Genomic DNA, 23,609 nt, shown 5'->3' on the forward strand with positions numbered 1-23,609 from the left:
TCATGGCCTGCGGGAGGCCAATATGGACTAAACACGCTAGTCCATTAACGGCCGGCGGCGGCGCGCTGGGCGGCGGGGAGGTTGCGCATGATTGCGCGCAGCATCTGTTCGACGTCGATAGGCTTGGCGATGAAATCGTTCATGCCGGAGGCGATGCACTGCTCGCGCTCGGACAGCATCACGCCGGCCGTCATGGCCAGCACCGGCAGCTCCAGTTTGAGTTCGGTGCGGATGCGGGTGGTCGCTTCGAAGCCGTCCATCTCCGGCATCTGCACGTCCATCAGCACCAGGTCGTAGCGATGGGCGTCGCTACGCAAGCGGTCGAGCGCGGCGCGGCCGTTGTCCACCGCGTCGATGCTGGCGCCGGCGTAGGACAGCATACTCTGCGCCACCAGCTGGTTGATCGGATTGTCTTCCACCAGCAGGATGCGCACACCATCGATGCGCAGGCCGGACTGGGCGCCGTTTTCGGCGCTGGCGGCGGCCGGCGTGCCGGCCTGCGCCTGCTGCAGGATCTCGTTCAGGCGCGCCATGGTGACGGGCTTGAGCAGCACGGCGTTGGCCGCCTCCGCGCCCCGGGTGTGCAGCAGCTTGCCCTGGCCGAAGGCGCTGACCACCAGGATGATGGCGGGGCAGTCCTGCTGCAAGGCCTGGCGGATCGCCTGCATGGTATCGAGGCCGTTCATGCCGGGCATGTCCCAATCGACCAGGATGGCGTCGTAGCGGCCTGCGGCGCGGCGCAACAGCGCCAGCGCCTGTTCGCCGGAGCCGGCGCTGTCGCTGCTCCAGCCACGCGCGCGGATGGTGCGGCCCAGGTAGTCGGCGCTGACCGCGTCGTCGTCCACCAGCAGCAGGTGCTGGGCCGGCAGCGGCGCGCCCGCAGGCGCTATATCGACGGCGGCGCCGGCGGCTTGCAGCGGCACCGTCAGGATGAAGGCGCTGCCGGCGCCGGCGATGCTCTGGACTTCGATCGCGCCGCCCATCAGCGCGGCGATGCGGCGCGAGATGGCCAGCCCCAAGCCGGTGCCGCCGAAGCGCCGGGTCATGGAGGCGTCGGCCTGCGAGAACGGCGCGAACAACAGCGCCAGCTGGTCGGGCGGTATGCCGATGCCGCTGTCGCGCACCGTGAAGCGCAGCGTGACGACGCCGGCCATGCCGTCGCCGGTTCGCTCCACCAGCACCGAGACCGAGCCTTTCTCGGTGAACTTGATGGCGTTGCCGACCAGGTTGATCAGGATCTGCTGCAAGCGGTGGCCGTCGCCGAGCAGCGCCTGCGGCACGGCCGCTTCCACGCCGATCGCCAGCTCCAGGTCTTTTTCGCCGGAGTTGACGGTCATGATGGTGGCGATGGCTTCCAGCACGGCGCTCAGCTGGAACGGCGCCGGCGCCAGCTCCATGCGGCCCGCTTCGATCTTGGAGAAGTCCAGCACGTCGTTGAGGATGCTGAGCAGCGAGTTGCCGGACGACCGTATCATCTCCAGGTACTTCTGCTGGTCGGGCGAGAGCGAGGTGTTGTTCAGCAGGTGCGTCATGCCCAGCACCGCGTTGAGCGGGGTGCGGATCTCGTGGCTCATATTGGCGACGAACTCGGACTTGGCGCGGCTGGCCGCTTCGGCCAGATCGCGCGCGACGATCAGCGAGCTTTCCGATTCGCGCAGCGCCGCGGTCTTTTCCTCGGCCAGCGCGGCGGCGTAGGCCTGGCGCGCGGTCAGCGCCCGCACCACGCCGAAGAACAGCAGGCTGATGATCACGCCGGCCAGCAGCACGATGTGGGATTTCTGGCGGTCGATGGAGTTCTCGAACGCCGGCAGCGAGGTAAAGCGCAGCGTCCAGCGATGCCGCATCTGCACCAGCGGCGCGGTGCGCAAATAGGGACTCGGATATTGCAACTGGTCGTTGTCGGTGCGGCTGCCGCTGGCGTACAACAGGGCGGCGGGATCGGCTTCGCCGCCGTCGAAGACTTCCAGCTGCACCACGCGCTCGGAGGGACCGAGCAGGCCGGCCATCATCTCGTCGGCGCGGATCGGGCTATACGAGTAGCCTTGCAGCGCCGCCATGCGCTGCGCGGGCGACGGCACGGCGCCGGCGGCCAGTTGGCGGTAGATCGGGAAAAACATCAGGAATCCCGGCCGCGCCGTTTCAGCGCCATTCTGCACCAGCGTCACCTTGCCCGACAGCGCCGGTTGGCCGCTGCGTGCCGCCTCCAGCAGGGCGGCCTGGCGGATCGGTTCGGACATCAGGTCGTAGCCGAAGGCGCGCAGGTTCTGGCCCTGGAACGGTTCGAGGTAGAGCACCACGCTGGACATCGGCCCCAGCGCGCTGCCTGGCCTGGCCCAGATGCGGAAATCGGGGTGGCCCTGGCTGCGCACCTGCGCTTCGAGCGCGTCGCGCTGGCCGGCCGGCACTTGGGCGGCATAACCCAGCCCCATCACGCCGGGCAGGCTGTGGGCCAGATCCAGCGCCTCGGTGAAATTGCGCCACTGCGCGCGGCTGGGTTCCGGCTCGGCGCTGAACAGCGCGCGGGCGCCGCGCAGGCCCGATTCGTACAACGCCATGCGGCTGGCGATGCGTTCGGCGATGTCGGTGCATTCGGTGTCGAACTGTTCCCGCGCGCGGCGCTCGGTGCTGAGCGCCACCAGGTGCCAGACGATCACGGTCAGGCCGACGCAGATCAGCAGCGTGGCCCATTGCGCCGCGCTGTGCCAGCGAACCGCGCCGCTCATGCGTCGGCGCTCGCTGGCGTCGGCGCACAGCACCATGCCGACCAGGCTGCACAGGACCACAAAGCTGTCGAGCGAAATCAAGGCGTCGTTGAGCGTGCCGACCGCGAACGGCCCCAGTCCCCGCACTGTGCACAGCACCGCGCCGCCGGCGGTGGCCAGGCAGGCCAGGCTGGCGCCGCGCAGCCCGAAGCGATAGGAAGCCCAGGCCACGCACAGCATGAAGACATATGGCAGCCAGCCGGGATCGTCGTTGGCGGTGTAGTGGCGGCCGAAGATCCAGGCCATCAGCACCGCCAACAGCAGCAGCGACAGCGCGGCCTCCAGCGCGACCGCCCGGCGCCAGCGCGGCCGGCGCCAGGCCAGGATGGCCGGCGCCACCAGTAGCACGCCGGCGACGTCGCCGACCCACCAGGTCAGCGCCACCGTGTTCCAGGCGGCGGCCGGCACCAGGCCGCCCAGCACCAGCGTGGCGCTGCCGACGCCGGCGCTGATCAGGCACACCAGCAGCGCGATGGTGGCGAATTTGTAGACGTCCTGCAGTTGGCTGAGCGGCCGCGCGACGTCGGTATGGCGGCGCATCAGCCAGGCGCCGGCCAAGGCTTCGAGGGTATTGCCGACGGCGATTAGCAGCGACGCCGTCACCAGGCCGGTGTTGAAGGGCAGGCCGTTGGTGGTGAAGGTGGCCAGGTTGGCGGCCAGTGCGCCCAGCAGGATGGCCGGCCAGGCGCGGTAGCCCAGCAACAGGATCGCGCCAAAGGCGATGCCGGACGGCGGCCAGACCGGGGTGGCGTTGCTGTGGGCGAAGGCCAGCAACAGGCTGGTGTTGGCGACCAGGTAGTAGCAGGCCGTCAGCAGCACCAGCGCGAGCGGCGCGGGGCCTGACGGGGGTGTGGCCGGGTTGAGCTGTTTGGAGCCTGCGCGCATGGCAGATAGCTGGGTTGTCTCGGTGGCAATCACTATACCCCGAAACTGCGGCATATTTGTTGGGTTTATGCCGTGCAGCCGTAGCCAAACCGGCCTACAACATGTAATACTTTGATATCATCTTTCTAGTGAGTACGCTGCCCATGGCGTTGAAACAGTATCTGCCGTCCACCCTGCGGTTCCGGCTCAGCGGCCTGGTCATGCTGTTGGTGCTGGGAGCGACCGTCACTGTGACGGTGGTGGCGCTGGTGCTGGCCGAGCGCGATATGAAGGAAGTCATCGGCAGCCAGCAGTATGCCTTGCTGTCCGGCGCCGCCGCCCACATCGACGAGCACCTGGCCGGCAAGAAGGCCATGCTGACGGCGCTGGCCGAATCGCTGCCGGCGGCCACGCTGCGCGATCCGGCTGCGCTGCGCGCCTATCTGAAGGCGCGGCCGACCGCCCGCAGCCAGTTCTCTTTCCTGGAAATCTACGACGGCGACGGCCTGCTGACCGGCGCGGTGGCCGAGGACATGCCGGCGCAGCCTTTCCGCGCCGCCGGCCAGGAATGGTTCGACCTGACGCTGGCGCGCGGTCGTGGCCTGGTGTCGGCGCCGTTCGCCAGCAAGCTGGCCGGCGCGCCGACGGTGCTGATCACGGCGCCGGTGTTCGACAGCGACGGCCGCGTGGCGCTGGTGCTGGCCGGCGGCATCAACCTGCTGCACTACGCGCCGTTCGAGTCGCTCAGCGCGCTCAAGCCGGGCAGTACCGGTTTCACCTTCATCATGACCGCCGGGGGCGTCCTGCTCAGCCATCCGAACAAGGCGCGGCTGCTGCACCATATTAACGAGCGCCCCGGCACCAACCGCGCCACCGAGATGGCGCTCAACGGCTTCCAGGGCTGGACCGAGGCCGAGAACAAGGACCACGTCAAGGGCATCTATTCCTACCGCCGCCTGCAGCACGCGCGCTGGATCGTCGCCGCGCGCTTCCCCAGCGACGAGGCGCTGGCGCCGTTGCGGGAGATGCGCTACGAGGCGGCCGGCGCGGCGACGGTGTTCGCCTGCCTGGCCGGCCTGCTGTCCTGGCTGGGCATCGCGCGGCTGCTGCGGCCCTTGCAGCGGCTGCGCCGCAACATCGCCGAGATCAAGAACAGCCGGGCCGGCATCCAGGTGCTGCAACTGGACCGCAAGGACGAAATCGGCGAATTGAGCGGCGCCTTCTACCGCCTGATGGCCGAGCGCGAGGCGGCCCAGTTGCGCACCTACGAAAGCGAGAAGCGGGCGCGCATCCTGGCCGACAACCTGCCGCTGCTGATCGCCTACCTGGACCGCGAACGGCGCTACCTGTTCACCAACGAGCACTATCGCACCCAGTTCGGCCTCGATCCGCAGCAGATGCTGGGGCAGACCGTGTCCGACATTTTCGGCGCCGCCTCCGACAGCTGGCTGGGCGACCTGGATCAGGCGCTGCTGGGGCGCCGCCTGCACTTCGAACGGGCGTTCGAACAGCACGGCCTGACGCAGCACTTCATGGTGGACCTGGTGCCGGACGTGGCCGCCGACGGCATGGTGGTGGGCACCTATCTGATGGCGATGGATATCACCGACCGCAAGAACGCGGAGCTGATCCAGGCCGCCGGCGAGCAGCGCGCCGCCGCCGCCAGCCGCGCCAAGAGCGAGTTCGTGGCCAATATGAGCCACGAGATCCGCACGCCGATGAATGCGGTGCTGGGCGTGGCGTATTTGCTGGGGAATACGGAGTTGAGCGCGCCACAAAAGGAGTACGTGGACATGATACGGTCGTCCGGCAATGTGCTGCTGGGGATCCTGAACGATGTGCTGGACTTCTCCAAGATCGAGGCCGGCCGCATGGAGCTGGCGCCGTCGACCTTCCAGCTGGACGAGGTGCTGGCGGCGGTCAATTCGGTGATGACGACCACGGTGGCCGCCAGCGGCATCCGCTTCGATATCGCCACCGATGCCGCGGTGCCGCAAGCGCTGGTGGGCGACGCCATGCGCCTGCAGCAGATCCTGATCAACCTGGTCGGCAACGCCATCAAGTTCACCGAACGCGGACAAGTGCTGCTGCGGGTGGAGCGCTCGGCCAACGGCATGGCGGGATATGCCGGCGACGCCGTCGGCCTGCGCTTCGTGGTGCGCGACACCGGCATCGGCATGGACCAGGAGCAGCAGAGCCGCCTGTTCGAAGCCTTCAACCAGGCCGACGCCTCGACCACGCGCCGCTTCGGCGGCACCGGGCTGGGACTGGCGATCTGCCGCCGCCTGGCCGAGTTGATGGGCGGCGCCATCGCCGTCAGCAGCACACCGGGCGAGGGTAGCGAGTTTGTCGTCACCTTGCCGTTCCTGATGCCCAAGGCCGAGCTTCCGGCGGCGCCGCAGCCGGTCGACGATGATCTGGCCCACGACGATACGGCGGAGCAGCGCCTGCGCGGCGTGCGCCTGCTGCTGGTGGAAGACCATCCGCTCAACCAGGTGGTGGCGCGCGGCATGCTGGAATACGCCGGCGCCAGCGTGGACGTGGCGGAGAACGGCCAACTGGCGGTGGACCGGCTGCGCGACCATCCTGACGATTACGACATCGTGCTGATGGACGTGCAGATGCCGGTGATGGACGGCTTCGCCGCGACCGGCGTGATACGCCGTGAGCTCAAGCTGGACCTGCCCATCCTGGCGATGACGGCCGGCGTGATGCAATCGGAGCAGGAACGCTGCATCGCCGCCGGCATGAACGATTTCATCGCCAAACCGGTCGACGTCGAGCAGATGTTGGACATCATTTCGCGTCATATTCCGGCCGGGCGTCGCCCCTGACGCCGCGCATTTCGCGCCGGCCGGCTGCATTTCGCACCGGGCTTGCGCATTTCGTCGCAACGATCTCCGTGCCTGCGGTCCGCTCGCTAGAGTGGAGTCACTTTCACTCAACGGAGTTCATCATGCGATCCACCCGCCTTGCCGCCGCCGTCCTGTCCATCATGTCCATCCTGGCGCTGTCGCCCGCCGCCGCCGCCGACCTGAAGATCGCCGTGACCGGCGTCTCCAGCGCCGACGGCCAGATCATGGTCGCCCTGTACAACTCCGCCGAGACCTACCTGGGCAAGCCGTTCCGCACGGCGGCCGCGCCGGCCGTGAAGGGCGCCACGCAGATCGAGTTCAAGGACCTGCCGGCCGGCGACTACGCTTTTTCGCTGTACCACGATGCGAACGCCAACGGCAAAATGGACAGCAACCTGATCGGCATACCGACCGAGGACTACGCCTTCAGCAACAACGCCATGGGCAAATTCGGCCCCCCGGACTATGCGGCCGCGCGCTTTGCGCTGCCTGCCGCCGGCGCTGCGACCAGTGTCAACGTGCGCTGATCGGGGAGGATGACATGAGCCACACCTTGAACGAGCGCCGTCAGTTCCTGTCCCGCAGTATCAGCCTGGCCGCACTGGGCCTGAGTTCCGGCGCCGCGCTGGCCGACAGCGACACCTACCGCCGCTTCCACCAGGCGCTGGAGCACAACGCCAGGCTGGCGCCGTTTGCCGGCGCCAGCGGCGAGCTGTCCGGCGACGCAGCGGTCCACGGCCGCATACCGGACGACCTGCAAGGCGTCTTCTACCGCAACGGACCAGGCCGCTTTGAGTTGGGCGGCGAGCGCTATCACCACTGGTTCGACGGCGACGGCTACGCGCAGCGCTGGCAGATCGGCGGTGGCAAGGTCAGTCATCGCGGCCGTTTCGTCGCCACCCAGAAGTTCACCGAGGAGGCGGCGGCGGGCCAGTTCCTGTATCCGGCCTTCGGTACTTTTGTCAGCCGCAAGTCGGCCAAGAACAACGATACGATGAATGCGGCCAACACCAACCTGCTGCCGCTGGCCGGCCGCGTGTACGCGCTGTGGGAGGGCGGCTCCGCCGTCGAAGTCGATCCGCAAACGCTGGAAACGCGTGGCATCAAGACCTGGCGGCCGGACCTGAAGGCGATGCCGTTTTCCGCCCATCCCAAGCTCGATCCGGAGGGCGGCCTGTGGAACTTCGGGAACATGCCCGGCGCGGACAAGTTGATGATCTACCGCCTGAACGCGGCGGGGGAAGTGGCGCGCACCGGCATGATCGACGTGCCGCAGCTGAACATGGTGCACGATTTCGTCGTCAGCGCCCGTCACCTGATCTTCCTGGTGCCGCCGTACGATATGCGGCCCGGCCCGGAGGTCAGCCTGGGCGAGAGCCTGCACTGGGCTGGAGATTCCCGGCCGCTGCGCGTGGTCGTCATCGCCAAGGACACGCTGCAGCTGCGCCAGGTGTTCGAACTGCCGGCGCGTTCGGTGTTCCATCTCGGGAACGCGTTCGAAGACGGCGCCTGCACGCGGCTCGATGCGATCATGCACGAGGGCGACATGCTGCCCGAACTTGGCTTGGTCATGCACGGTGAGATGCGGCCTTTCCATGAAGGCTCCAGCACGGTGCAGATCACGCTGGACTACGCCAAAGGCGAGGCGCGCGAGGCGCGGCTGTTCGGCGCCAGCGAATTCCCCAGGGTGGCGCCGCAGGTGGTGTCGGCGCGCCACCGCAAGCTGGCGGTGCTGGGCGTGGCGCCCGGCAGCACGGACTATCTGCTCAACACCGTCAACCTGATCGACATCGACAGCGGCAAGGCGGACAGCTACCGCTTCGACGCCGGCTGGCAAGTGGAAGAGCATGTGCTGGTGCCGCGACGCGGCGCCCGTTCCGAGACCGACGGCTACCTGGTGGGCGTGGCACAAGACACACGCCGGCGCCAGACCGTGCTGACGGTGTTTGATGCGCACAACGTCAAGGCCGGTCCGCGCGCGATGGCGCGGCTGTCTTATGTGTCTCCGCTATGCTTTCATGGTAACTTTCTGCCGGCCTGAATATTTTGGATACGACGATGAACCACAGCAGCAAGCAAGCCACGGCGCTCTCGGGCGCCAACCCCGCGCGGTTGGCGCATCCGTTGGACATGATGCCGTTTTTCCGGCGCCGGCCGGCGTCGACGCGGCGCAACCTGCTGTACACCCTGATCTGGAACTGCGGGTTGGGTACGGTCCTGACGGCGGTCGATGTGCTGTATTCGGGGAGCGAGCGCCTGGTGGTGGGGCATTGGCTGCCGATGCTGCTGATTTCGAACCTGATCGGCTTCCTGATCCACTTCGGCCACCTGCTGGCCAACGCCGTCAGCGGCGGCTGGCCGCGCCGCGCGCAAGGCTTGCCGCGACTGGTGTTTAACATCGTGCTGGTGGGGACCAGCGTGCTGCTCGGCCTCGGGTTGGGGACCGCGCTGTTGAACGGCCAAGGCGTCGCGCAGGTGATGGACAACCGCAGTGCGCTGAACCAGTCGCTGTTGGTCGCCGTGGCGGTCGCAGTGCTGATGTACGTGGTAAGCAGCAGCGCCGAGCGGCGGGTGGCGCAGGCGATGGAAAAGGCGCGGCAACAGGAGTTGATCGCCTCCACCGCACGCCTGCTGGCGGAAGCCCGGCTGCGCGCATTGCAGGCGCAGATCGAACCCCACTTCCTGTACAACACCCTGGCCAACGTGGTAAGCCTGATAGTCCCGCAGCCGGCCAAGGCCCAGCACATGCTGGAACGCTTCATCGACTACCTGCGCGCCAGCCTGGCGGCCAGCCGCAGTGAGGAAGCCACGCTGGGCTCCGAGACCAGGTTGATCGCGGCCTACCTGGATGTGCTGGCGGTGCGCATGGGGGAGCGGCTGCGCTATCGTATCGAAGTGCCCGATGCCTTGCGCCAGTTCGCCATCGCGCCGATGCTGCTGCAACCGGTGGTGGAGAATGCGATCTCGCACGGCCTGGAGCCGAAGGTGGAGGGCGGCGAGATTGTCGTCAGCGCGCGCGTGGAAGGCGAGCATCTATACCTGCAAATCAGCGACACCGGAGTTGGCCTGGGCAGCACCATGTCGGCCAAGCCGGGCGGTGGGGTAGGGCTGAGCAATCTGCGCGAACGCCTGCGTAGTATGTACGGTGGCGCGGCTAAGGTAGAATTATTGGAAAATCAACCCTGTGGCATGACGGTACGCCTCATGCTGCCTTTAAATGCGAGTCCGACATCGATACACTCCGTGCCCTGATTGCAGATGATGAAGAACATCTGCGTGACTACCTGGAAGGCCAGCTGAAGACGGCGTGGCCGGAATTGAAGGTGGTGGCCAAGGCCGCCAACGGCCTCGAAGCGCTGCGCCTGATCGACGAGGAAGCGCCGGACGTGGTGTTCCTCGACATCCGCATGCCCGGCATGACGGGGCTGGACGTGGCCGCGCGGCTGGTGGCCGGCGCCAAGCCGCCGCACATTGTGTTCGTCACGGCCTTCGACCAGTATGCGGTGGAGGCGTTCGAACATTCGGCGGTCGATTATCTGTTGAAGCCCGCCAGCCTGGAGCGGCTGGATAAGACGGTGAACAAGCTGAAGGCGGCGTTGCGCTCAAGCGCTCCGGCAGCGGCGGGCGTCACGGCGGCGACGCTGCAAGCGCTGTTGCAGCAGCTGGGAGGCGCCGCGCCGGTCGCCGCAGCACCGGCGCCGACCTTGCAATGGATACGCGCCTCGCAAGGCGAACACACACGCCTGATCGCCATCGACGAGGTGATCTACTTCCAGAGCAACGACAAATACACCAGCGTGTTCCTGGCCGACGGCGAGAGCCTGATACGCACACCGATCAGCAAGCTGCGCGAGCAGCTGGACGAGCAGCAGTTCTGGCAGATACACCGCAGCGTGATCGTCGCCGCGCGCCACGTGGCCGGCACCCGCCAGGATTTTCGCGGCCGCCTGATGGTGCAGCTGAAGGGGCGCGACGAGCAGCTGGTGGTCAGCCGTAACTACGTCGACCTGTTCCGGCAGATGTAGCCACGGCGCAGGGACTTACTTACCCAGTACCGGCTTGACCTTGGCCGCCGCTTCCTTGGCGCGCAGGCGAGCGGTTTCCACATCGTCGGCGACGGCCAGCGCCACGCCCATGCGGCGGCGCGCGAACGATTCCGGCTTGCCGAACAGGCGGATGTCGGTGCCCGGCACACGTAGCGCCTCGGCCACGCCTTCGAAGGCGATGCCCGCCGCCTCATGCTGGCCGTAGATGACGGCCGACGCGCCAGGCGCCTTCAACGCCACATTGACCGGCAGGCCGAGGATGGCCTTGGCGTGCAGTTCGAATTCGCTTTGCACCTGGGTCGCCATGGTCACCATGCCGGTGTCGTGCGGGCGCGGACTCACTTCCGAGAACCAGACCATGTCTTCCTTGACGAACAGCTCGACGCCGAACAGGCCCAGGCCACCAAGGTCGCCGGTGACTTTTTCGGCGATGTCGCGGGAGCGCGCCAGCGCCAGTGGATTCATGCGGCACGGCTGCCAGGATTCGACGTAGTCGCCTTGCACCTGTACGTGGCCGATCGGATCGCAGAACTGGGTCACGACCTGGCCGTCGGCTCCGATTGAGCGCACCGTCAGCAGCGTGATTTCGTAGTCGAAGTCGATGAAGCCTTCGACGATGACGCGGCCCGAGTCCACGCGGCTGCCGGCGGCGGCGTAGTCCCATGCGGCTTTGACTTCGGCGGCGCTGTCGATCTTGGACTGGCCTTTGCCCGATGACGACATGACCGGCTTGATCACGCACGGGAAGCCGATGGCGGCGGTGGCTGCCTCCAGTTCCGCCAGGCTGCTGGCGAAGCGGTATGGCGACGTCGCCAGGCCCAGGGTTTCGGCGGCCAGGCAGCGGATGCCTTCGCGGTTCATGGTCAGTTGGGCGGCGCGCGCGGTCGGGATGCAGGTGATCTTGCCGGCTTTTTCCAGCGCGGCCAGGGTGTCGGTGGCGATGGCTTCGATCTCCGGCACGATCAGGTCAGGCTTTTCCTGTTCGATCAGCGCGGCCAGCGCGGCGCCGTCGGCCATGTTGATGACGTGGGCGCGATGCGCGACCTGGTGGCCCGGCGCATTCGGATAACGGTCGACGGCGATCACTTCCACGCCCAGGCGCTGCAAGGCGATGATGACTTCCTTGCCGAGTTCACCGGAGCCGAGCAGCATGACTTTGGTGGCGGTGGGAGACAGGGGAGTGCCGAAAATGCGGGGAGTGTTCATGTGATCGTCCGGGAATAAAGGGGAAACGGTAGATGGTGCGCAGCCGCAGCGCCGCGCGGGCCGACTATAGCAAAACCCGGCTATTTTGGACAGCGGTAGCGGCGTTATAATAAGCGCAACCTTGGCATCGGATTAATCGCGGCGCTTATCGCAGGCCGGCCGCGTTTATCCGCCACAGGCCGCGCCGGTCGCATGGCCGCCCGCGCCGCCGAGGCGTGAGGCACAGTGTGACCATGACATCTCGTCATGGACATGACTAAGGAGAAAAGATGAAACCAATGCACGTAATTGCCGCCGCACTCGCCGCCACTTCGCTGTGGGTGGTCGCCGCTGAATCGACCGGCAAGCTGCCGGCGCCATGGTTTGTGACCGGAGCGACGCCGTCGTCCTACCAGGTAGGGATAGACAGCGTTGAAACCACGAGCGGCAAGGGCTCCAAGTTCTTGCGCTATGCGCAGGGCGAGGACAAGAGCTGGGCCACGCTGGCCCAGGCGGTGTCATCGCAGCGTTACCTGGGCCAGCGGGTGCGCTTCCAGGCGCGCGTCAAGTCGCGCGATGTGAGCAACTGGGCCGGGCTTTGGATGCGGGTCGATGGCCAGGCGCGCGGCAGCACCCTGGCCTTCTACAACAGCCAGGACAAGCCGATCACCGGCACCTCGGACTGGCAGACCCGCAGCGTTACGCTGGATGTGCCGGAGGAAGCGACGTCCATCAATTTCGGCGTGATCAACGCCGGCACCGGACAGGTCTGGATAGACGAGTTGTCGTTCGAAGTGGTGGGCAAAGACGTGCCGGTTGACGCTCAGCACCGCAGCAAGCTGCCGGAGTCGCCGACCTTATGAATGCCGTCGCCGGCGACGGCTACCAGGCGATGAAAGCGGCGGCGGCCAGCACCGCCCCTCAACAGGCGTTGAGCGCCGCGCTGGTGGCCGGCTTCGCGCTGGTTTGCCTGCTGCTGCGGGCCTATACCTTGCTCGCGCTGTTCGGCGCCATGCTGCTGCCGACGGCGTCCAGCGGTGCAGGCATGCTGGCTTTGCTGGGCCGCGCCGGCTGGCTGCGCGACTGGCGTTTCTTGTGGCCGGCCCTGCTGCTGTCCATAGGCTTGTCGAGCTGGTTGACCGGATTGCTGTATCACGCAGGCCTGGGCGCCGTTGGCGTCATCACGCACAATGATCTGCTGGTGCAGCTCTCCGTGGCGGCGTTGGCTTTGCTGCTGCTGGCGCCGCGCCTGTGGATCGCGCAGCAGCAGTCGCGTGATTTGCAGATGGCGCAGCTGACGCAGGCCGCGCTGTCCGCCGACCTGAAGGCCTTGCAGGCGCAGATCGAGCCGCACTTCCTGTACAACACGCTGGCCAATACGCGCTATCTGGCGCGCCACGATCCCGAACGCGCGGTGGCGATGCTCGATCACCTGATCGGCTATCTGCACACCGCCTTGCCGGATTTGCGCAGCCCGATGTCCAGCCTCGGCCGCGAATGCGAACTGGCGGGGCACTATCTGGCGCTGATGGGGATACGCTTCGGCGAGCGCCTGCAATTCGAGATCGACTGTCCAGCCGAACTGGGCGCGGTGGAACTGCCGCCGTTGATGCTGATGCCGCTGGTGGAAAACGCCGTGCAGCATGGCGTCGAGCCGCATCCCGGCAATGTCACCGTGCGCATGCTGGTGCGCCGTCGCGAAGGCGCGCTGGTGGTGGCGGTGCGCGACAACGGCGCCGGTCCCGGAAAATCCGTGCTGGGTAGCGGTGTCGGACTGCGCAACCTGCGCGAGCGGCTGGCGGCCTTGCATGGCGGCGCGGCCGGATTCCGGCTGCAAGTGGCGGCGGACGGCTGGACCGAAGCAGAAATCACCTTACCGTTGGGAGCCGCATGATGTCGATGTCACACCATCGCCCGCGCATACTGATCGCGGACGACGAGCCTTTGCTGCGCGCGGAATTACGCCAATCGCTGGCCGCGTTGTGGCCCGAGGCCGAACTGGTGGCCGAGGCGGGCGATGGCTACGAAGCACTGCGCCTGGCGCGCGCGATGGAACCGGACGTCGCTTTTCTCGACATCCGCATGCCGGGGCTGAGCGGACTGGAAGTGGCGCGCACCTTCGGAGTGCGCACGCACGTGGTGTTTGTCACCGCTTACCAGGAGCATGCGCTGGCAGCTTTTGACGAAGGCGCGATCGACTATGTGCTCAAGCCCACCGATCCCGTACGCCTGGTACGGGCCATCGAGCGGGTGCGTGCCCGTCTTGGCACGCCGCCGCCGGACCTGGCAAGGCTGATGCAGCAGCTGTCGCCCAAGCCGGCCGCGCCGTCATGGTTGCAGGCGACCGTCGGCAACTCGATACATTTCATCGACTTGAGCGAAGTGATTTACTTCTGTGCGGAGTTCAAATACACGCGGGTGGTAACGCCGCAGCAGGCCGAAGCCCACATCCGCACGCCGCTGAAGGAACTGGCCTCCGAACTGGAAGACGCGGGATTCTGGCAGATACACCGGGGCTATGTGGTGGCGGTCAAGCGGATCGCCGCCGTCAGTCGCGATGCCGACGGCGCCTTGTGGCTAAGCCTGCGCGATCACAAGGACAAGCTGCCCGTGAGCCAGCGCTTCCAGCACCGGTTCAAGGGCATGTAGCGCTATCAGAACGAATAGACCAGCGTCACCGACGTTTGGGTATCGGTGTTCTTTTTATCTTCCGGCACATTGGTGTCGTTGCGGACGCTGAACGCGGCCTTCATCTGCATGGTGCTGTTGATCTTTGTGCGCAGCGCCGTCTCTGCCAGCGAGTGGATGTTCGACGTGCCGCGTTCCACGCTCAGGTTCTGGGTGAACAGGGCGCTGTCGCTCAATTTCCATTTCAGGTTGGCCGCGCCACGCACGGTCATGCCGCTCTCCGATTCACCGGTCGAACGGGTGCCGTTGAAATAGCCAGGGCCTATTTCCACGTCCAGGCTGTGGTCCGGCGTTTTATAAGTCTCGGTGCCGTAGCCGACGCCCACGGTGGAGTAGCGCGTGTAGGCGCCGAATTTATCGTTGACGTGGGTCGCCAGCGCAAACAGCTTGTCGTGATCCTGAAGCAGCTTGTATGCGGCCTTGGCGGAGAATGAATAACGCTGGGCGGAACGCTCGCGCACTTTTTCGCCGTCGGCTTGCGTGACTTGCTCGTCCTTGAAGTAGCCGGCCAGGATGTACTCGTTGCTCCAGTCGGGCAGCTCCTGCTTGGCATCCAGCTTGCCGGTCACCGAAGTACCGACCGTGTTACCGGAAGTGGAGATCGCGCCCAGTTCGGCGGAGTTGTTCCAGCCATGTACAGGGGCGGTATCCGCAGCCGCAAGGCCGTGGACCAGTGTCAGTGTGGGGATAAGGAAGATCGCTTTCATGGCGATATTTTACCTTGGCTCGAAAAACAACGCATTCAAACGAGCGCGACTGGTACGTGCGAGGCCGTACAGAAAAAAAACTAAGCTTGCGAGAGTATCAATATACTTTACAAAGGGATATCGATCATGAACGCCGCACTCAGAGTGTCACAGTTGTTGTTATGTGTTGGACTAGTCGCCGGAACGGTTTGCGCCAGCGCCGCCGTTAATCGCTGCGTTTCCCCGGAAGGCAAGGTGCTGTTGACCGATGCCGATTGTCCGCAGGAGAGCCGGCCGGAGGCCAGCGATGACGGTGCGGTGGGCGTCGCGATCAATAGCGGCGGTGTCGTGCCTGCGGCGGTCAGTGCGCCAGCGGCTTTGCCGGCAGCGCCGCTGCCGCGCAGCCGCTGGGCAGATCTGCCGCGTCCTTTGGTGCGCAAGAGCATAGGAATGGACGCCGGAACGCTGCAGGCAGCATATCAAACCATGCAGATGGACGACGAGATGCGCCGTCAGCGTCTGGTCTCGCTGCGCTAACGGGAGCCGGCATGAAGATTTTAACCTTAGCAGTTCTGGTTTCAGTGATGTTCTCCTGCGCGGCCAGCGCCGATGACAACGTAGCCTATCTCGCCGATGTCACCTCATACGGCGACGGCATGGGCGACTCCGCTGGCGCCGCGTGGGGCGGCGGCATGGCGCGGCTCGACAGCGTGACGGACGGTGCATTCAATCCGATCGGCCAGCAGTGGAATTTCGATTCGGTGTATTGGTCCGGTGGGCAGAGCGGCGTGGTCATCACGCTGGCGCGCGCGGCGCTGGTCAACCGGCTAGTGCTGGAGGCCGATAACAATGACGACTATCGCATCGAGTTCCTCGACCGTGACCGCGTCTGGCAATCGTTGACCACCGTCGAAACCGACCGCAATCCTCCGGGACAAAACCTGTATGGCGGTCCTTTGGTGGCGCCGGTAGTGGCGCGGGGCTTCCGCATCTCCGCAAGCGGCGACAATCACTATTCGATCGCCGAGTTCCAGGCGATGGGGGCGTGGGTTGCCGATGATGGATCGGGCGGCGCTGGCGATCCACCGGCGGTGCCGGAGCCGGCCAGCTACCTGATGCTGCTCGCGGGCCTGGCTACGCTGGCATTCGCCGGCCGCAGGAAATTCAACTCGTAAGCCAATAGTCCGGCCGGGCGTAGATCTCCTTCAGCATGTCGATGAAGAACCGTACCTTGGCCGGCAGGTGGCGCTGCTGCGGATACACGGCCACGATGTCGTACTGCGGCAGCGCGTAATCGTCCAGCACCGTAATCAGCTCTCCTGACGCCAGTTGCGACTGGATCTCCCACGACGAGCGCCACGCCAGGCCCAAGCCCTCGGTAGCCCAGCGGTGCAGCAGTTCGCCGTCGTTGCAGTTCAAATTCCCATCCGCCCGCACCGTCACCTGTTTGCCGCCATCCTGGAAGTACCAGCCGCGCTGCTGGCCGCCCTGCAGGTTGAAGGCCAGGCAGTTGTGCTGCGACAGATCGTCCAGCGTGCGCGGAATGCCGTGACGCTCGAAGTAGTCCGGCGTGCCGCATACCACGCGCCGGTTGCTGGCCAGCTTGACGGCGACGAAGCTCGGGTCGATCACGCCACCGATGCGGATGCCGACGTCATAGCCATCCCGCACCAGATCGACCACGCGGTCGGTCAGGTTGAACGATATCTGCACGTCCGGATGCGCGCGCACAAAGCCCGCCGCATGGGGCGCCACGTGCTTGCGGCCGAATGCGGCCGGCGCCGAGACGATCAGGTGGCCAGTGGCCCGGTGCCGCCCCTCGGACACCATACGGTCCGCATGGCCCAGATCCGCGAGCAATTTGCGGCAATGGTCCAGATAGAGCGTGCCTTGTTCGGTCAGCGTCAGGTGGCGGGTGGTACGGTGCATCAGCTTCACGCCCAGGCGCTTTTCCAATGCGTCGATACGCCTGCCCAGCATGACGGGCGTGATGTGCTGGCCCATCGCCGCGCGCACCAGGCTGCCCTTTTCGGCCACGTCGACGAAGGCCTCGATTTGCGTCAATTTATCCATATGCAGATTATTCCACACTTATTCCGTATTTTGAGTATCGAATAAAGCGAGAGTTTGTCTTCTTATCACGGCCGATCTTTCCCGCTACGATGATCCCATCAATTCAGTACTTAACCTCAGGGGACAATCATGGCACGGATGACAGCAGCGCAGGCAGCAGCAATCGTTTTGGAAAAAGAGGGCGTGAATCAGGTGTTCGGAGTTCCGGGCGCCGCAATCAACCCATTCTACGCGGCGTTGAAGAAGCAGGGCAGCGCCAAGCACATTCTGGCGCGTCACGTCGAAGGCGCCTCGCACATGGCCGAGGGCTACACCCGCGCCAAGGCCGGCAACATCGGCGTCTGCATCGGCACCTCCGGCCCGGCGGGCACCGACATGATCACCGGCCTGTATTCGGCCCAGGCAGATTCCATACCTATCCTCTGCATCACCGGCCAGGCCCCGCGTGCCCGCCTGTACAAAGAGGACTTCCAGGCAGTCGATATCGAATCGATCGCCAAGCCGGTGACCAAGTGGGCCGTGACCGTGCGTGAGCCGGCGCTGGTGCCGATGGTGTTCCAGCAGGCTTTCCACATCATGCGCTCCGGCCGCCCAGGCCCGGTGCTGGTCGACCTGCCGTTCGACGTGCAGATGGCCGAAATCGAATTCGATCCGGACACCTACCAGCCGCTGGAAGCCTACAAGCCTAAAGCCACCCGCGCCCAGATCGAAAAAGCACTGACGATGCTGAACGACGCCGAGAACCCGATCCTGACCCCGGGCGGCGGCGTAATCAACGCCGACGCATCCGAACTGCTGGTGCAATTCGCCGAACTGACCGGCATTCCAGTGATCCCGACCCTGATGGCGTGGGGCTGCATCCCTGACGATCACCCGCTGATGGTCGGCATGGCCGGTCTGCAAACCAGCCACCGCTACGGCAACGCCACCGTGCTGGCATCGGACTTCGTGTTCGGTATCGGTAACCGCTGGGCCAACCGCCACACCGGCACCATCGAGGTGTACACCAAGGACCGCAAGTTCGTCCACATCGACATCGAACCAACCCAGATCGGCCGCGTCTTCGGTCCGGACTTCGGCATCGTCTCCGACGCCGGCGCCGCGCTGAAGCTGATGATCGAAGTCGCCACCGAGTGGAAAGCCGCAGGCAAGCTGAAAAACCGCTCGGCATGGGTATCGCAGTGCCAGGAACGCAAGCGCACCATGCAGCGCAAGACCCACTTCGAACAAGTGCCGGTCAAGCCGCAGCGCGTGTACGAAGAAATGAACAAGGCTTTCGACCGCAACACCTGCTACGTCAGCACCATCGGCCTGTCGCAGATCGCCGCCGCGCAGTTCCTGCACGTGTACAACGCACGCCACTGGATCAACTGCGGCCAGGCTGGCCCGCTGGGCTGGACCATCTCGGCAGCGCTGGGTGTGGTCGCCGCCGACCCGCAGCGCAAAGTGGTGGCGATTTCGGGAGACTACGACTTCCAGTTCATGATCGAAGAACTGGCCGTGGGCGCGCAATTCAAGCTGCCTTACCTGCACGTTGTGGTCAACAACTCCTACCTGGGCCTGATCCGTCAATCCCAGCGCGGCTTCGACATGGATTACTGCGTCCAGCTGGCGTTTGAGAACATCAACGCTCCTGAGCTGAACGGCTACGGCGTCGATCACGTTGCAGTGGTCGAAGGCCTGGGTTGCAAAGCGATCCGTGTCATGAATGCAGACGATCTGCCGGCCGCCTTCGAGCAAGCCCACAAGTGGATGGAAGAGTTCAAGGTGCCGGTGGTGGTGGAAATCATCCTGGAGCGCGTGACCAATATCGCCATGGGCACTGATCTCGACAAGGTCAACGAGTTCGAAGAGCTGGCGCTGCGCGGCACCGACGCACCAACCGCAATCTCCCTGCTGGACTGAGAGGAATCGTCATGACCAAACTTGCAGCCAACCTGACCATGCTGTTCACCGAAGTGCCGTTCATCGAGCGCTTCGAGGCAGCGGCCCGCGCCGGTTTCCAGGCGGTGGAGTTCCTGTTCCCGTATGCCTACAGCGCCCGCGACCTGTCCGAGCGCCTGAAGGCCAACCAGCTGGAACTGGTGCTCCATAACCTGCCGGCAGGTCACTGGGAAGCCGGTGAGCGCGGCATCGCCTGCCACCCGGACCGCGTTGCGGAATTCCGTGACGGCGTGTGGACCGCCATCGCCTACGCCAAGGAACTGGGCGTCAAGCAGGTGAACTGCCTGGTTGGCATCACGCCGCAGGGCGTGACGCGGCAGGACGCGCAGGTCACGCTGGTGGACAACCTGCGCTTCGCCGCCGCGGCGTTGAAGGACGAGGGCATCCGCCTGTTGATTGAACCGATCAACAGCTACGACATACCCGGCTTCTTCTTGACCAATACCGCGCAGGCGGCGTCGCTGATCGCCGCCACCGGTTCGGACAACCTGTTCATCCAGTACGACATCTATCACATGCAGCGCATGGAAGGCGAACTGACGAACACCATCAAGAAGAACCTGTCGTTGATCGGCCACGTGCAGCTGGCGGATAACCCCGGCCGCAACGAACCGGGCACCGGCGAAATCAACTACCGCTACCTGTTCGAGCAGTTGGACGCCTCGGGCTACGACGGCTGGATCGGCTGCGAATACAAGCCAAGCACCACCACCGAAGCTGGCCTGGGCTGGCGCGCCGCTCACGGGCTGTAATGGCGGCCACCGCCACGTCATTCCCTCCATGCCGAGGTGGCGGCGGATGCGAAGTATGGGTTCCCGCGTGCGCGGGAACGACAAGTCAACATAATATCTAAAGGAAAATATCATGTCTCGAGTTGGATTTATTGGTCTGGGTATCATGGGCGCACCGATGGCGCAGCATCTGCTGAACGGTGGTCACAAACTGTACCTGCACGACATCAAGAACCCGCCGTTCCCGCTGATCGAAGCCGGTGCGACGGTCTGCACCTCGGCCGCCGAAGTGGCCGCACGCGCCGACATCATCATCGTCATGGTGCCGGATACGCCGCACGTTGAAGCAGCGCTGTTCGGTGAAGAAGGCGTGGCCAAGGGCCTGCGTCCTAACACCATCGTGGTCGACATGAGCTCGATCTCGCCGATCGAAACCAAGAAGTTCGCCAAGAAGATCAATGCGCTCGGTTGCGAATACCTGGATGCGCCGGTGTCCGGCGGTGAAGTCGGCGCCAAAGCCGGCTCGCTGACGATCATGGTCGGCGGCTCGGAAGCGGCGTTCGAAATCGTCAAGCCGCTGTTTGAACTGATGGGCAAGAACATCACCCTGGTCGGCGGTAACGGCGACGGCCAGACCACCAAGGTCGCCAACCAGATCATCGTGGCGCTGAACATCCAGGCCGTGGCCGAGGCGCTGCTGTTCGCATCCAAGGCCGGCGCAGATCCTGCCAAGGTACGCTCGGCGCTGATGGGCGGCTTCGCCAACTCGCGCATCCTGGAAGTGCACGGCGAGCGCATGGTCAAGCGCACCTTCAATCCGGGCTTCCGCATTGAACTGCACCAGAAGGACTTGAACCTGGCCCTGCAAGGCGCCAAGGCGATGGGTGTTTCGCTGCCGAATACCGCGATGGCGCAGGAACTGATGAATGCCTGCGCGGCCAATGGCTTGGGCGGCATGGACCACTCGGCACTGTGCCGCGCGATTGAAATCATGTCTAACCACCAGATCGCCGAGGCGTAATGAGTACCCTGAATCCACGCCAATTCCTGCTCGATCTGTATGGCAGCGCGGTGGACGCTGTCAGTGCCGAGAAATGCCTGCCGGCGTATCTGCCGGAGCCGCCGAAGAACGGCCGCACGCTGGTGATCGGCGCAGGCAAGGGCGCCGCCGCCATGGCGCGCGCCGTCGAACGTCACTGGAAAGGTGACATCTCCGGGCTGGTCGTCACGCGCTACGAGCATGGCGTGGACTGCGAGCGCATCGAAGTGATCGAAGCGGCTCATCCGGTCCCGGACGCAGCGGGACTTGCCGCCGCCGGCCGCATGATGGACATGGTAAAGGGCTTGAGCGAAAACGATCTGGTGATATGCCTGATCTCCGGCGGCGGTTCCTCGCTGCTGGCATTGCCGGCGCCCAGCATCACGCTGGAGCAGAAGCAGGCGCTGAACAAGGCCTTGCTGAGGAGCGGCGCCGCGATCTCCGAGATGAACTGCGTGCGCAAGCACCTGTCGGCCATCAAGGGCGGCCGGCTGGCGCTGGCTTGCGCGCCGGCCCGCGTGGTGACGCTGCTGATTTCGGACGTCCCTGGCGACGATCCCGGCATCATCGCCAGCGGCCCGACGCTGCCCGATCCAACCACCTGCGCCGATGCGCTGGCGGTGCTGCGCAAGTATGACATCGCCATCCCGGACAGCATCCGCGAACATCTGGAATCCGGCGCCGGCGAGACGCCTAAGCCGGGCGATCCACGCTTCGCCCGCAACAGCCACCACGTCATCGCCATCGCGCAGGACGCGCTGGAGGCGGCGGCAGCGCACGCTGCCGCAGTCGGCATCACGCCCTACATCCTGTCCGACGGTATCGAAGGCGAATCGCGCGATGTCGCCATCGTCCACGCTGCGATGGCCCGGCAGGTGGCGACGCGCGGCCAGCCGTTCCAACGTCCTTGCGTCATCATCTCCGGCGGCGAGACCACGGTGACGGTGCGCGGTTCGGGACGCGGCGGACGCAATGCCGAATTCCTGCTCAGCCTTGCGGTGGCGCTGGACGGCCATCCCGGCATCCACGCGGTGGCCTGCGATACCGACGGCATCGACGGTTCCGAGGACAACGCCGGCGCGCTGTATGGACCGGATTCGCTGGAACGCGGCCTGACGCAGAAGCTGCGGGCCAAGACTCTGCTGGAAAACAACGACGGCTACGGCTACTTCAGCGCGTTGAACGACCTGGTGGTCAGCGGCCCGACCCGCACCAACGTCAACGACTTCCGCGCCGTTTTAATTCTGTAAAAAAGGAATACCCAATGCGACGTCAACGTCAGGCCAAAATCGTGGCCACGCTCGGCCCTGCCAGCAGCACCAAGGAGGCCATCCAGGCTTTGTTTGAAGCGGGCGCCGATGTGTTCCGCTTTAACTTCAGCCACGGCACCCATCAGGACCATCAGGCGCGCTGCAACATCGTGCGTGAAATCGAACGCAGTGTCGGCCGGCCGATCGCCATCCTGGCAGATCTGCAGGGACCCAAACTGCGCGTGGGCCAGTTCGCCGAAGGCAAAGTGACGCTGGTGGCGGGGCAGGAGTTTGCGCTGGACCGCGATACCGCGCCTGGCACCGCGCAGCGCGTATGCCTGCCGCACCCGGAGCTGTTCGAAGTGATCGGCGCCGGCCAATCGCTGCTGCTGGATGACGGCAAGCTGCGGCTGGCGGTGCTGGGCAATGAAGGCCGCGTGATACGCACCCGGGTCGTCAACGGCGGCGTGCTGTCGGACCGCAAGGGCGTCAACGTGCCGGACGTGGTGCTGCCTATCCCGGCGCTGACCGAGAAAGACCTGCGCGACCTGGACTTTGCGCTGGAAATGGGGGCGGACTGGATTGCGCTGTCGTTTGTGCAGCGACCGGAAGATCTGGTGCAGGCTCGCGCCATCGTCGGCAACCGTGCATCGCTTCTGGCGAAGCTGGAGAAGCCGGCGGCGTTGGACGCACTCGATGCCATCGTCGCGGTTTCCGACGCGATCATGGTGGCGCGCGGCGACCTTGGCGTGGAAGTTCCGCCGGAGCGTGTGCCGGGCGTGCAGAAGCGCATCCTGCGCGCCTGTCGCCTGCAAGGCAAGCCGATTGTGATCGCCACGCAGATGCTGGAGTCGATGATTTCGGCGCCGGTGCCGACGCGTGCTGAAGCTTCGGACGTCGCCAGTGCGATCTATGACGGCGCGGATGCGGTGATGCTGTCGGCCGAATCGGCCAGCGGCAGCTATCCGACGGAAGCGGTGTCCATGATGAACCGCATCATCTGTGAAGTGGAGAAGGATCCGCTGTATCGCCAGATGATCGACGCCCAGAACCAGGCGCCAATGCCGAACAGCGGCGACGCGATTTGCTCGGCGTTGCGCGATGTGACGCAGATCGTTGGCGCGGTGGCGACGGTGACCTACACCAGCTCCGGCCACACCAGCCTGCGCGCGGCGCGCGAGCGGCCGATGGCGCCTATCCTGAGCATCACACCGAACCTGTCGACGGCACGCCGCCTGGCGCTGGCGTGGGGTGTGCACTCGACGGTGAGCCCTGATGTGCGCAATGTGGATCGCATGGTGGCTGCGGCCTGCCAGGCAGCGCTGCGGGAAGGCTTCGGCAAGCCGGGCGACCAGATCGCGATCACGGCGGGCGTGCCGTTCGGCCAGCCGGGCAGCACCAACTTGCTGCGTATCGCGCAGATCTGGCCGGACGACGAGCCGGCGGCAGCGTGATTTTATCGTCGGCTTCTCGCGTTGCAGTGCCG

The 23,609-nt window shown here is 65.4% G+C and carries 19 protein-coding genes; 15 read left to right on the forward strand and 4 right to left on the reverse strand.

Annotation, left to right across the window (positions count from 1 at the left end):
• Positions 1-44 precede the first annotated feature (44 nt).
• A complete protein-coding gene (locus tag V6M89_RS03535) occupies positions 45-3,647 on the reverse strand; it encodes a CHASE domain-containing protein (protein ID WP_332851857.1) in 3,603 nt (1,200 codons plus the stop codon).
• Between the two features lie 143 nt (positions 3,648-3,790).
• Here V6M89_RS03535 and V6M89_RS03540 point away from each other — a divergent pair, with 143 nt between their 5' ends.
• The 5 genes from V6M89_RS03540 (at position 3,791) to V6M89_RS03560 (ending at position 10,506) form a co-directional block, all read left to right on the forward strand.
• Entirely contained in the window at positions 3,791-6,460 is a 2,670-nt protein-coding gene (locus V6M89_RS03540; RefSeq protein ID WP_332851858.1) for an ATP-binding protein, read from the forward strand.
• Positions 6,461-6,582: 122 nt separating this feature from the next.
• On the forward strand, positions 6,583-7,008 hold the full coding sequence (locus V6M89_RS03545; protein ID WP_332851859.1) for a DUF2141 domain-containing protein: 426 nt from the start codon (positions 6,583-6,585) through the stop codon (positions 7,006-7,008).
• 14 nt (positions 7,009-7,022) lie between these two features.
• Positions 7,023-8,522 carry a carotenoid oxygenase family protein gene (locus V6M89_RS03550; RefSeq protein ID WP_332851860.1) on the forward strand — a complete coding sequence of 500 codons (1,500 nt, stop codon included), beginning with the start codon at positions 7,023-7,025 and terminating at the stop codon, positions 8,520-8,522.
• Positions 8,523-8,539: 17 nt separating this feature from the next.
• Positions 8,540-9,733: a sensor histidine kinase gene (locus tag V6M89_RS03555; protein WP_332851861.1), complete on the forward strand. Its 1,194-nt coding sequence runs from the start codon at positions 8,540-8,542 to the stop codon at positions 9,731-9,733.
• A 20-nt stretch (positions 9,734-9,753) separates the two neighbouring features.
• Positions 9,754-10,506 carry a LytR/AlgR family response regulator transcription factor gene (locus V6M89_RS03560; RefSeq protein WP_332851902.1) on the forward strand — a complete coding sequence of 251 codons (753 nt, stop codon included), beginning with the start codon at positions 9,754-9,756 and terminating at the stop codon, positions 10,504-10,506.
• 15 nt (positions 10,507-10,521) lie between these two features.
• On the opposite strand, the gene purT is transcribed toward V6M89_RS03560, so the two are convergent.
• Entirely contained in the window at positions 10,522-11,733 is a 1,212-nt protein-coding gene (purT, locus tag V6M89_RS03565) for a formate-dependent phosphoribosylglycinamide formyltransferase (protein ID WP_332851862.1), read from the reverse strand.
• Positions 11,734-12,002: 269 nt separating this feature from the next.
• Between purT and V6M89_RS03570 the strand changes: the two genes are divergently transcribed.
• The 3 genes from V6M89_RS03570 to V6M89_RS03580 are packed head-to-tail and all read left to right on the forward strand — an operon-like array spanning position 12,003 to position 14,361.
• Positions 12,003-12,575: a transcriptional regulator gene (locus V6M89_RS03570; RefSeq protein WP_332851863.1), complete on the forward strand. Its 573-nt coding sequence runs from the start codon at positions 12,003-12,005 to the stop codon at positions 12,573-12,575.
• A complete protein-coding gene (locus tag V6M89_RS03575; RefSeq protein ID WP_332851864.1) occupies positions 12,572-13,606 on the forward strand; it encodes a sensor histidine kinase in 1,035 nt (344 codons plus the stop codon). Before V6M89_RS03570 ends, V6M89_RS03575 begins: the two co-directional genes overlap by 4 nt.
• On the forward strand, positions 13,603-14,361 hold the full coding sequence (locus V6M89_RS03580) for a LytR/AlgR family response regulator transcription factor (protein WP_332851865.1): 759 nt from the start codon (positions 13,603-13,605) through the stop codon (positions 14,359-14,361). Before V6M89_RS03575 ends, V6M89_RS03580 begins: the two co-directional genes overlap by 4 nt.
• A gap of 5 nt (positions 14,362-14,366) precedes the next feature.
• Here V6M89_RS03580 and V6M89_RS03585 read toward each other — a convergent pair whose 3' ends face one another.
• The gene (locus V6M89_RS03585; RefSeq protein WP_332851866.1) at positions 14,367-15,107 is read right to left on the reverse strand and encodes a DUF481 domain-containing protein; all 741 of its coding nucleotides are present in this window, start codon (positions 15,105-15,107) and stop codon (positions 14,367-14,369) included.
• A gap of 126 nt (positions 15,108-15,233) precedes the next feature.
• Here V6M89_RS03585 and V6M89_RS03590 point away from each other — a divergent pair, with 126 nt between their 5' ends.
• Both V6M89_RS03590 and V6M89_RS03595 read left to right on the forward strand, forming a co-directional pair.
• Positions 15,234-15,623: a hypothetical protein gene (locus V6M89_RS03590; RefSeq protein WP_332851867.1), complete on the forward strand. Its 390-nt coding sequence runs from the start codon at positions 15,234-15,236 to the stop codon at positions 15,621-15,623.
• 11 nt (positions 15,624-15,634) lie between these two features.
• Positions 15,635-16,261: a PEP-CTERM sorting domain-containing protein gene (locus V6M89_RS03595; RefSeq protein ID WP_332851868.1), complete on the forward strand. Its 627-nt coding sequence runs from the start codon at positions 15,635-15,637 to the stop codon at positions 16,259-16,261.
• Here the strand turns inward: V6M89_RS03595 and V6M89_RS03600 are convergent.
• The gene (locus V6M89_RS03600; RefSeq protein ID WP_332851869.1) at positions 16,251-17,159 is read right to left on the reverse strand and encodes a LysR family transcriptional regulator; all 909 of its coding nucleotides are present in this window, start codon (positions 17,157-17,159) and stop codon (positions 16,251-16,253) included. The genes V6M89_RS03595 and V6M89_RS03600 overlap by 11 nt on opposite strands.
• Before the next feature lie 129 nt (positions 17,160-17,288).
• On the opposite strand from V6M89_RS03600, the gene gcl reads away from it, so the two are divergent.
• The 5 genes from gcl to pyk all read left to right on the forward strand — a co-directional run bounded on the left by gcl (position 17,289) and on the right by pyk (position 23,577).
• Positions 17,289-19,064 carry a glyoxylate carboligase gene (gcl, locus tag V6M89_RS03605; RefSeq protein WP_116989146.1) on the forward strand — a complete coding sequence of 592 codons (1,776 nt, stop codon included), beginning with the start codon at positions 17,289-17,291 and terminating at the stop codon, positions 19,062-19,064.
• An 11-nt stretch (positions 19,065-19,075) separates the two neighbouring features.
• Complete coding sequence (gene hyi, locus V6M89_RS03610) at positions 19,076-19,855, forward strand: hydroxypyruvate isomerase (protein ID WP_332851870.1); 780 nt, start codon at positions 19,076-19,078, stop codon at positions 19,853-19,855.
• 112 nt (positions 19,856-19,967) lie between these two features.
• Positions 19,968-20,855: a 2-hydroxy-3-oxopropionate reductase gene (locus V6M89_RS03615; protein WP_026334569.1), complete on the forward strand. Its 888-nt coding sequence runs from the start codon at positions 19,968-19,970 to the stop codon at positions 20,853-20,855.
• Entirely contained in the window at positions 20,855-22,123 is a 1,269-nt protein-coding gene (locus V6M89_RS03620; protein ID WP_332851871.1) for a glycerate kinase type-2 family protein, read from the forward strand. Before V6M89_RS03615 ends, V6M89_RS03620 begins: the two co-directional genes overlap by 1 nt.
• A 14-nt stretch (positions 22,124-22,137) precedes the next feature.
• Positions 22,138-23,577, forward strand: coding sequence for a pyruvate kinase (gene pyk / locus V6M89_RS03625; RefSeq protein ID WP_332851872.1), 1,440 nt, complete (start codon positions 22,138-22,140; stop codon positions 23,575-23,577).
• Positions 23,578-23,609: the final 32 nt, after the last annotated feature.

This window comes from Duganella sp. S19_KUP01_CR8 (assembly GCF_036688705.1).
Lineage (GTDB): Bacteria > Pseudomonadota > Gammaproteobacteria > Burkholderiales > Burkholderiaceae_D > Rugamonas.

What these genes read in the sequence shown, in the direction of transcription:
- V6M89_RS03535 (WP_332851857.1), bottom strand. Translation starts at nt 3,647, where the DNA reads ATGCGCGCAGGCTCCAAACAGCTCAACCCGGCCACACCCCCGTCAGGC.
- V6M89_RS03540 (WP_332851858.1), top strand. Translation starts at nt 3,791, where the DNA reads ATGGCGTTGAAACAGTATCTGCCGTCCACCCTGCGGTTCCGGCTCAGC.
- V6M89_RS03545 (WP_332851859.1), top strand. Translation starts at nt 6,583, where the DNA reads ATGCGATCCACCCGCCTTGCCGCCGCCGTCCTGTCCATCATGTCCATC.
- V6M89_RS03550 (WP_332851860.1), top strand. Translation starts at nt 7,023, where the DNA reads ATGAGCCACACCTTGAACGAGCGCCGTCAGTTCCTGTCCCGCAGTATC.
- V6M89_RS03555 (WP_332851861.1), top strand. Translation starts at nt 8,540, where the DNA reads ATGAACCACAGCAGCAAGCAAGCCACGGCGCTCTCGGGCGCCAACCCC.
- purT (WP_332851862.1), bottom strand. Translation starts at nt 11,733, where the DNA reads ATGAACACTCCCCGCATTTTCGGCACTCCCCTGTCTCCCACCGCCACC.
- V6M89_RS03570 (WP_332851863.1), top strand. Translation starts at nt 12,003, where the DNA reads ATGAAACCAATGCACGTAATTGCCGCCGCACTCGCCGCCACTTCGCTG.
- V6M89_RS03575 (WP_332851864.1), top strand. Translation starts at nt 12,572, where the DNA reads ATGAATGCCGTCGCCGGCGACGGCTACCAGGCGATGAAAGCGGCGGCG.
- V6M89_RS03580 (WP_332851865.1), top strand. Translation starts at nt 13,603, where the DNA reads ATGATGTCGATGTCACACCATCGCCCGCGCATACTGATCGCGGACGAC.
- V6M89_RS03585 (WP_332851866.1), bottom strand. Translation starts at nt 15,107, where the DNA reads ATGAAAGCGATCTTCCTTATCCCCACACTGACACTGGTCCACGGCCTT.
- V6M89_RS03590 (WP_332851867.1), top strand. Translation starts at nt 15,234, where the DNA reads ATGAACGCCGCACTCAGAGTGTCACAGTTGTTGTTATGTGTTGGACTA.
- V6M89_RS03595 (WP_332851868.1), top strand. Translation starts at nt 15,635, where the DNA reads ATGAAGATTTTAACCTTAGCAGTTCTGGTTTCAGTGATGTTCTCCTGC.
- V6M89_RS03600 (WP_332851869.1), bottom strand. Translation starts at nt 17,159, where the DNA reads ATGGATAAATTGACGCAAATCGAGGCCTTCGTCGACGTGGCCGAAAAG.
- gcl (WP_116989146.1), top strand. Translation starts at nt 17,289, where the DNA reads ATGGCACGGATGACAGCAGCGCAGGCAGCAGCAATCGTTTTGGAAAAA.
- hyi (WP_332851870.1), top strand. Translation starts at nt 19,076, where the DNA reads ATGACCAAACTTGCAGCCAACCTGACCATGCTGTTCACCGAAGTGCCG.
- V6M89_RS03615 (WP_026334569.1), top strand. Translation starts at nt 19,968, where the DNA reads ATGTCTCGAGTTGGATTTATTGGTCTGGGTATCATGGGCGCACCGATG.
- V6M89_RS03620 (WP_332851871.1), top strand. Translation starts at nt 20,855, where the DNA reads ATGAGTACCCTGAATCCACGCCAATTCCTGCTCGATCTGTATGGCAGC.
- pyk (WP_332851872.1), top strand. Translation starts at nt 22,138, where the DNA reads ATGCGACGTCAACGTCAGGCCAAAATCGTGGCCACGCTCGGCCCTGCC.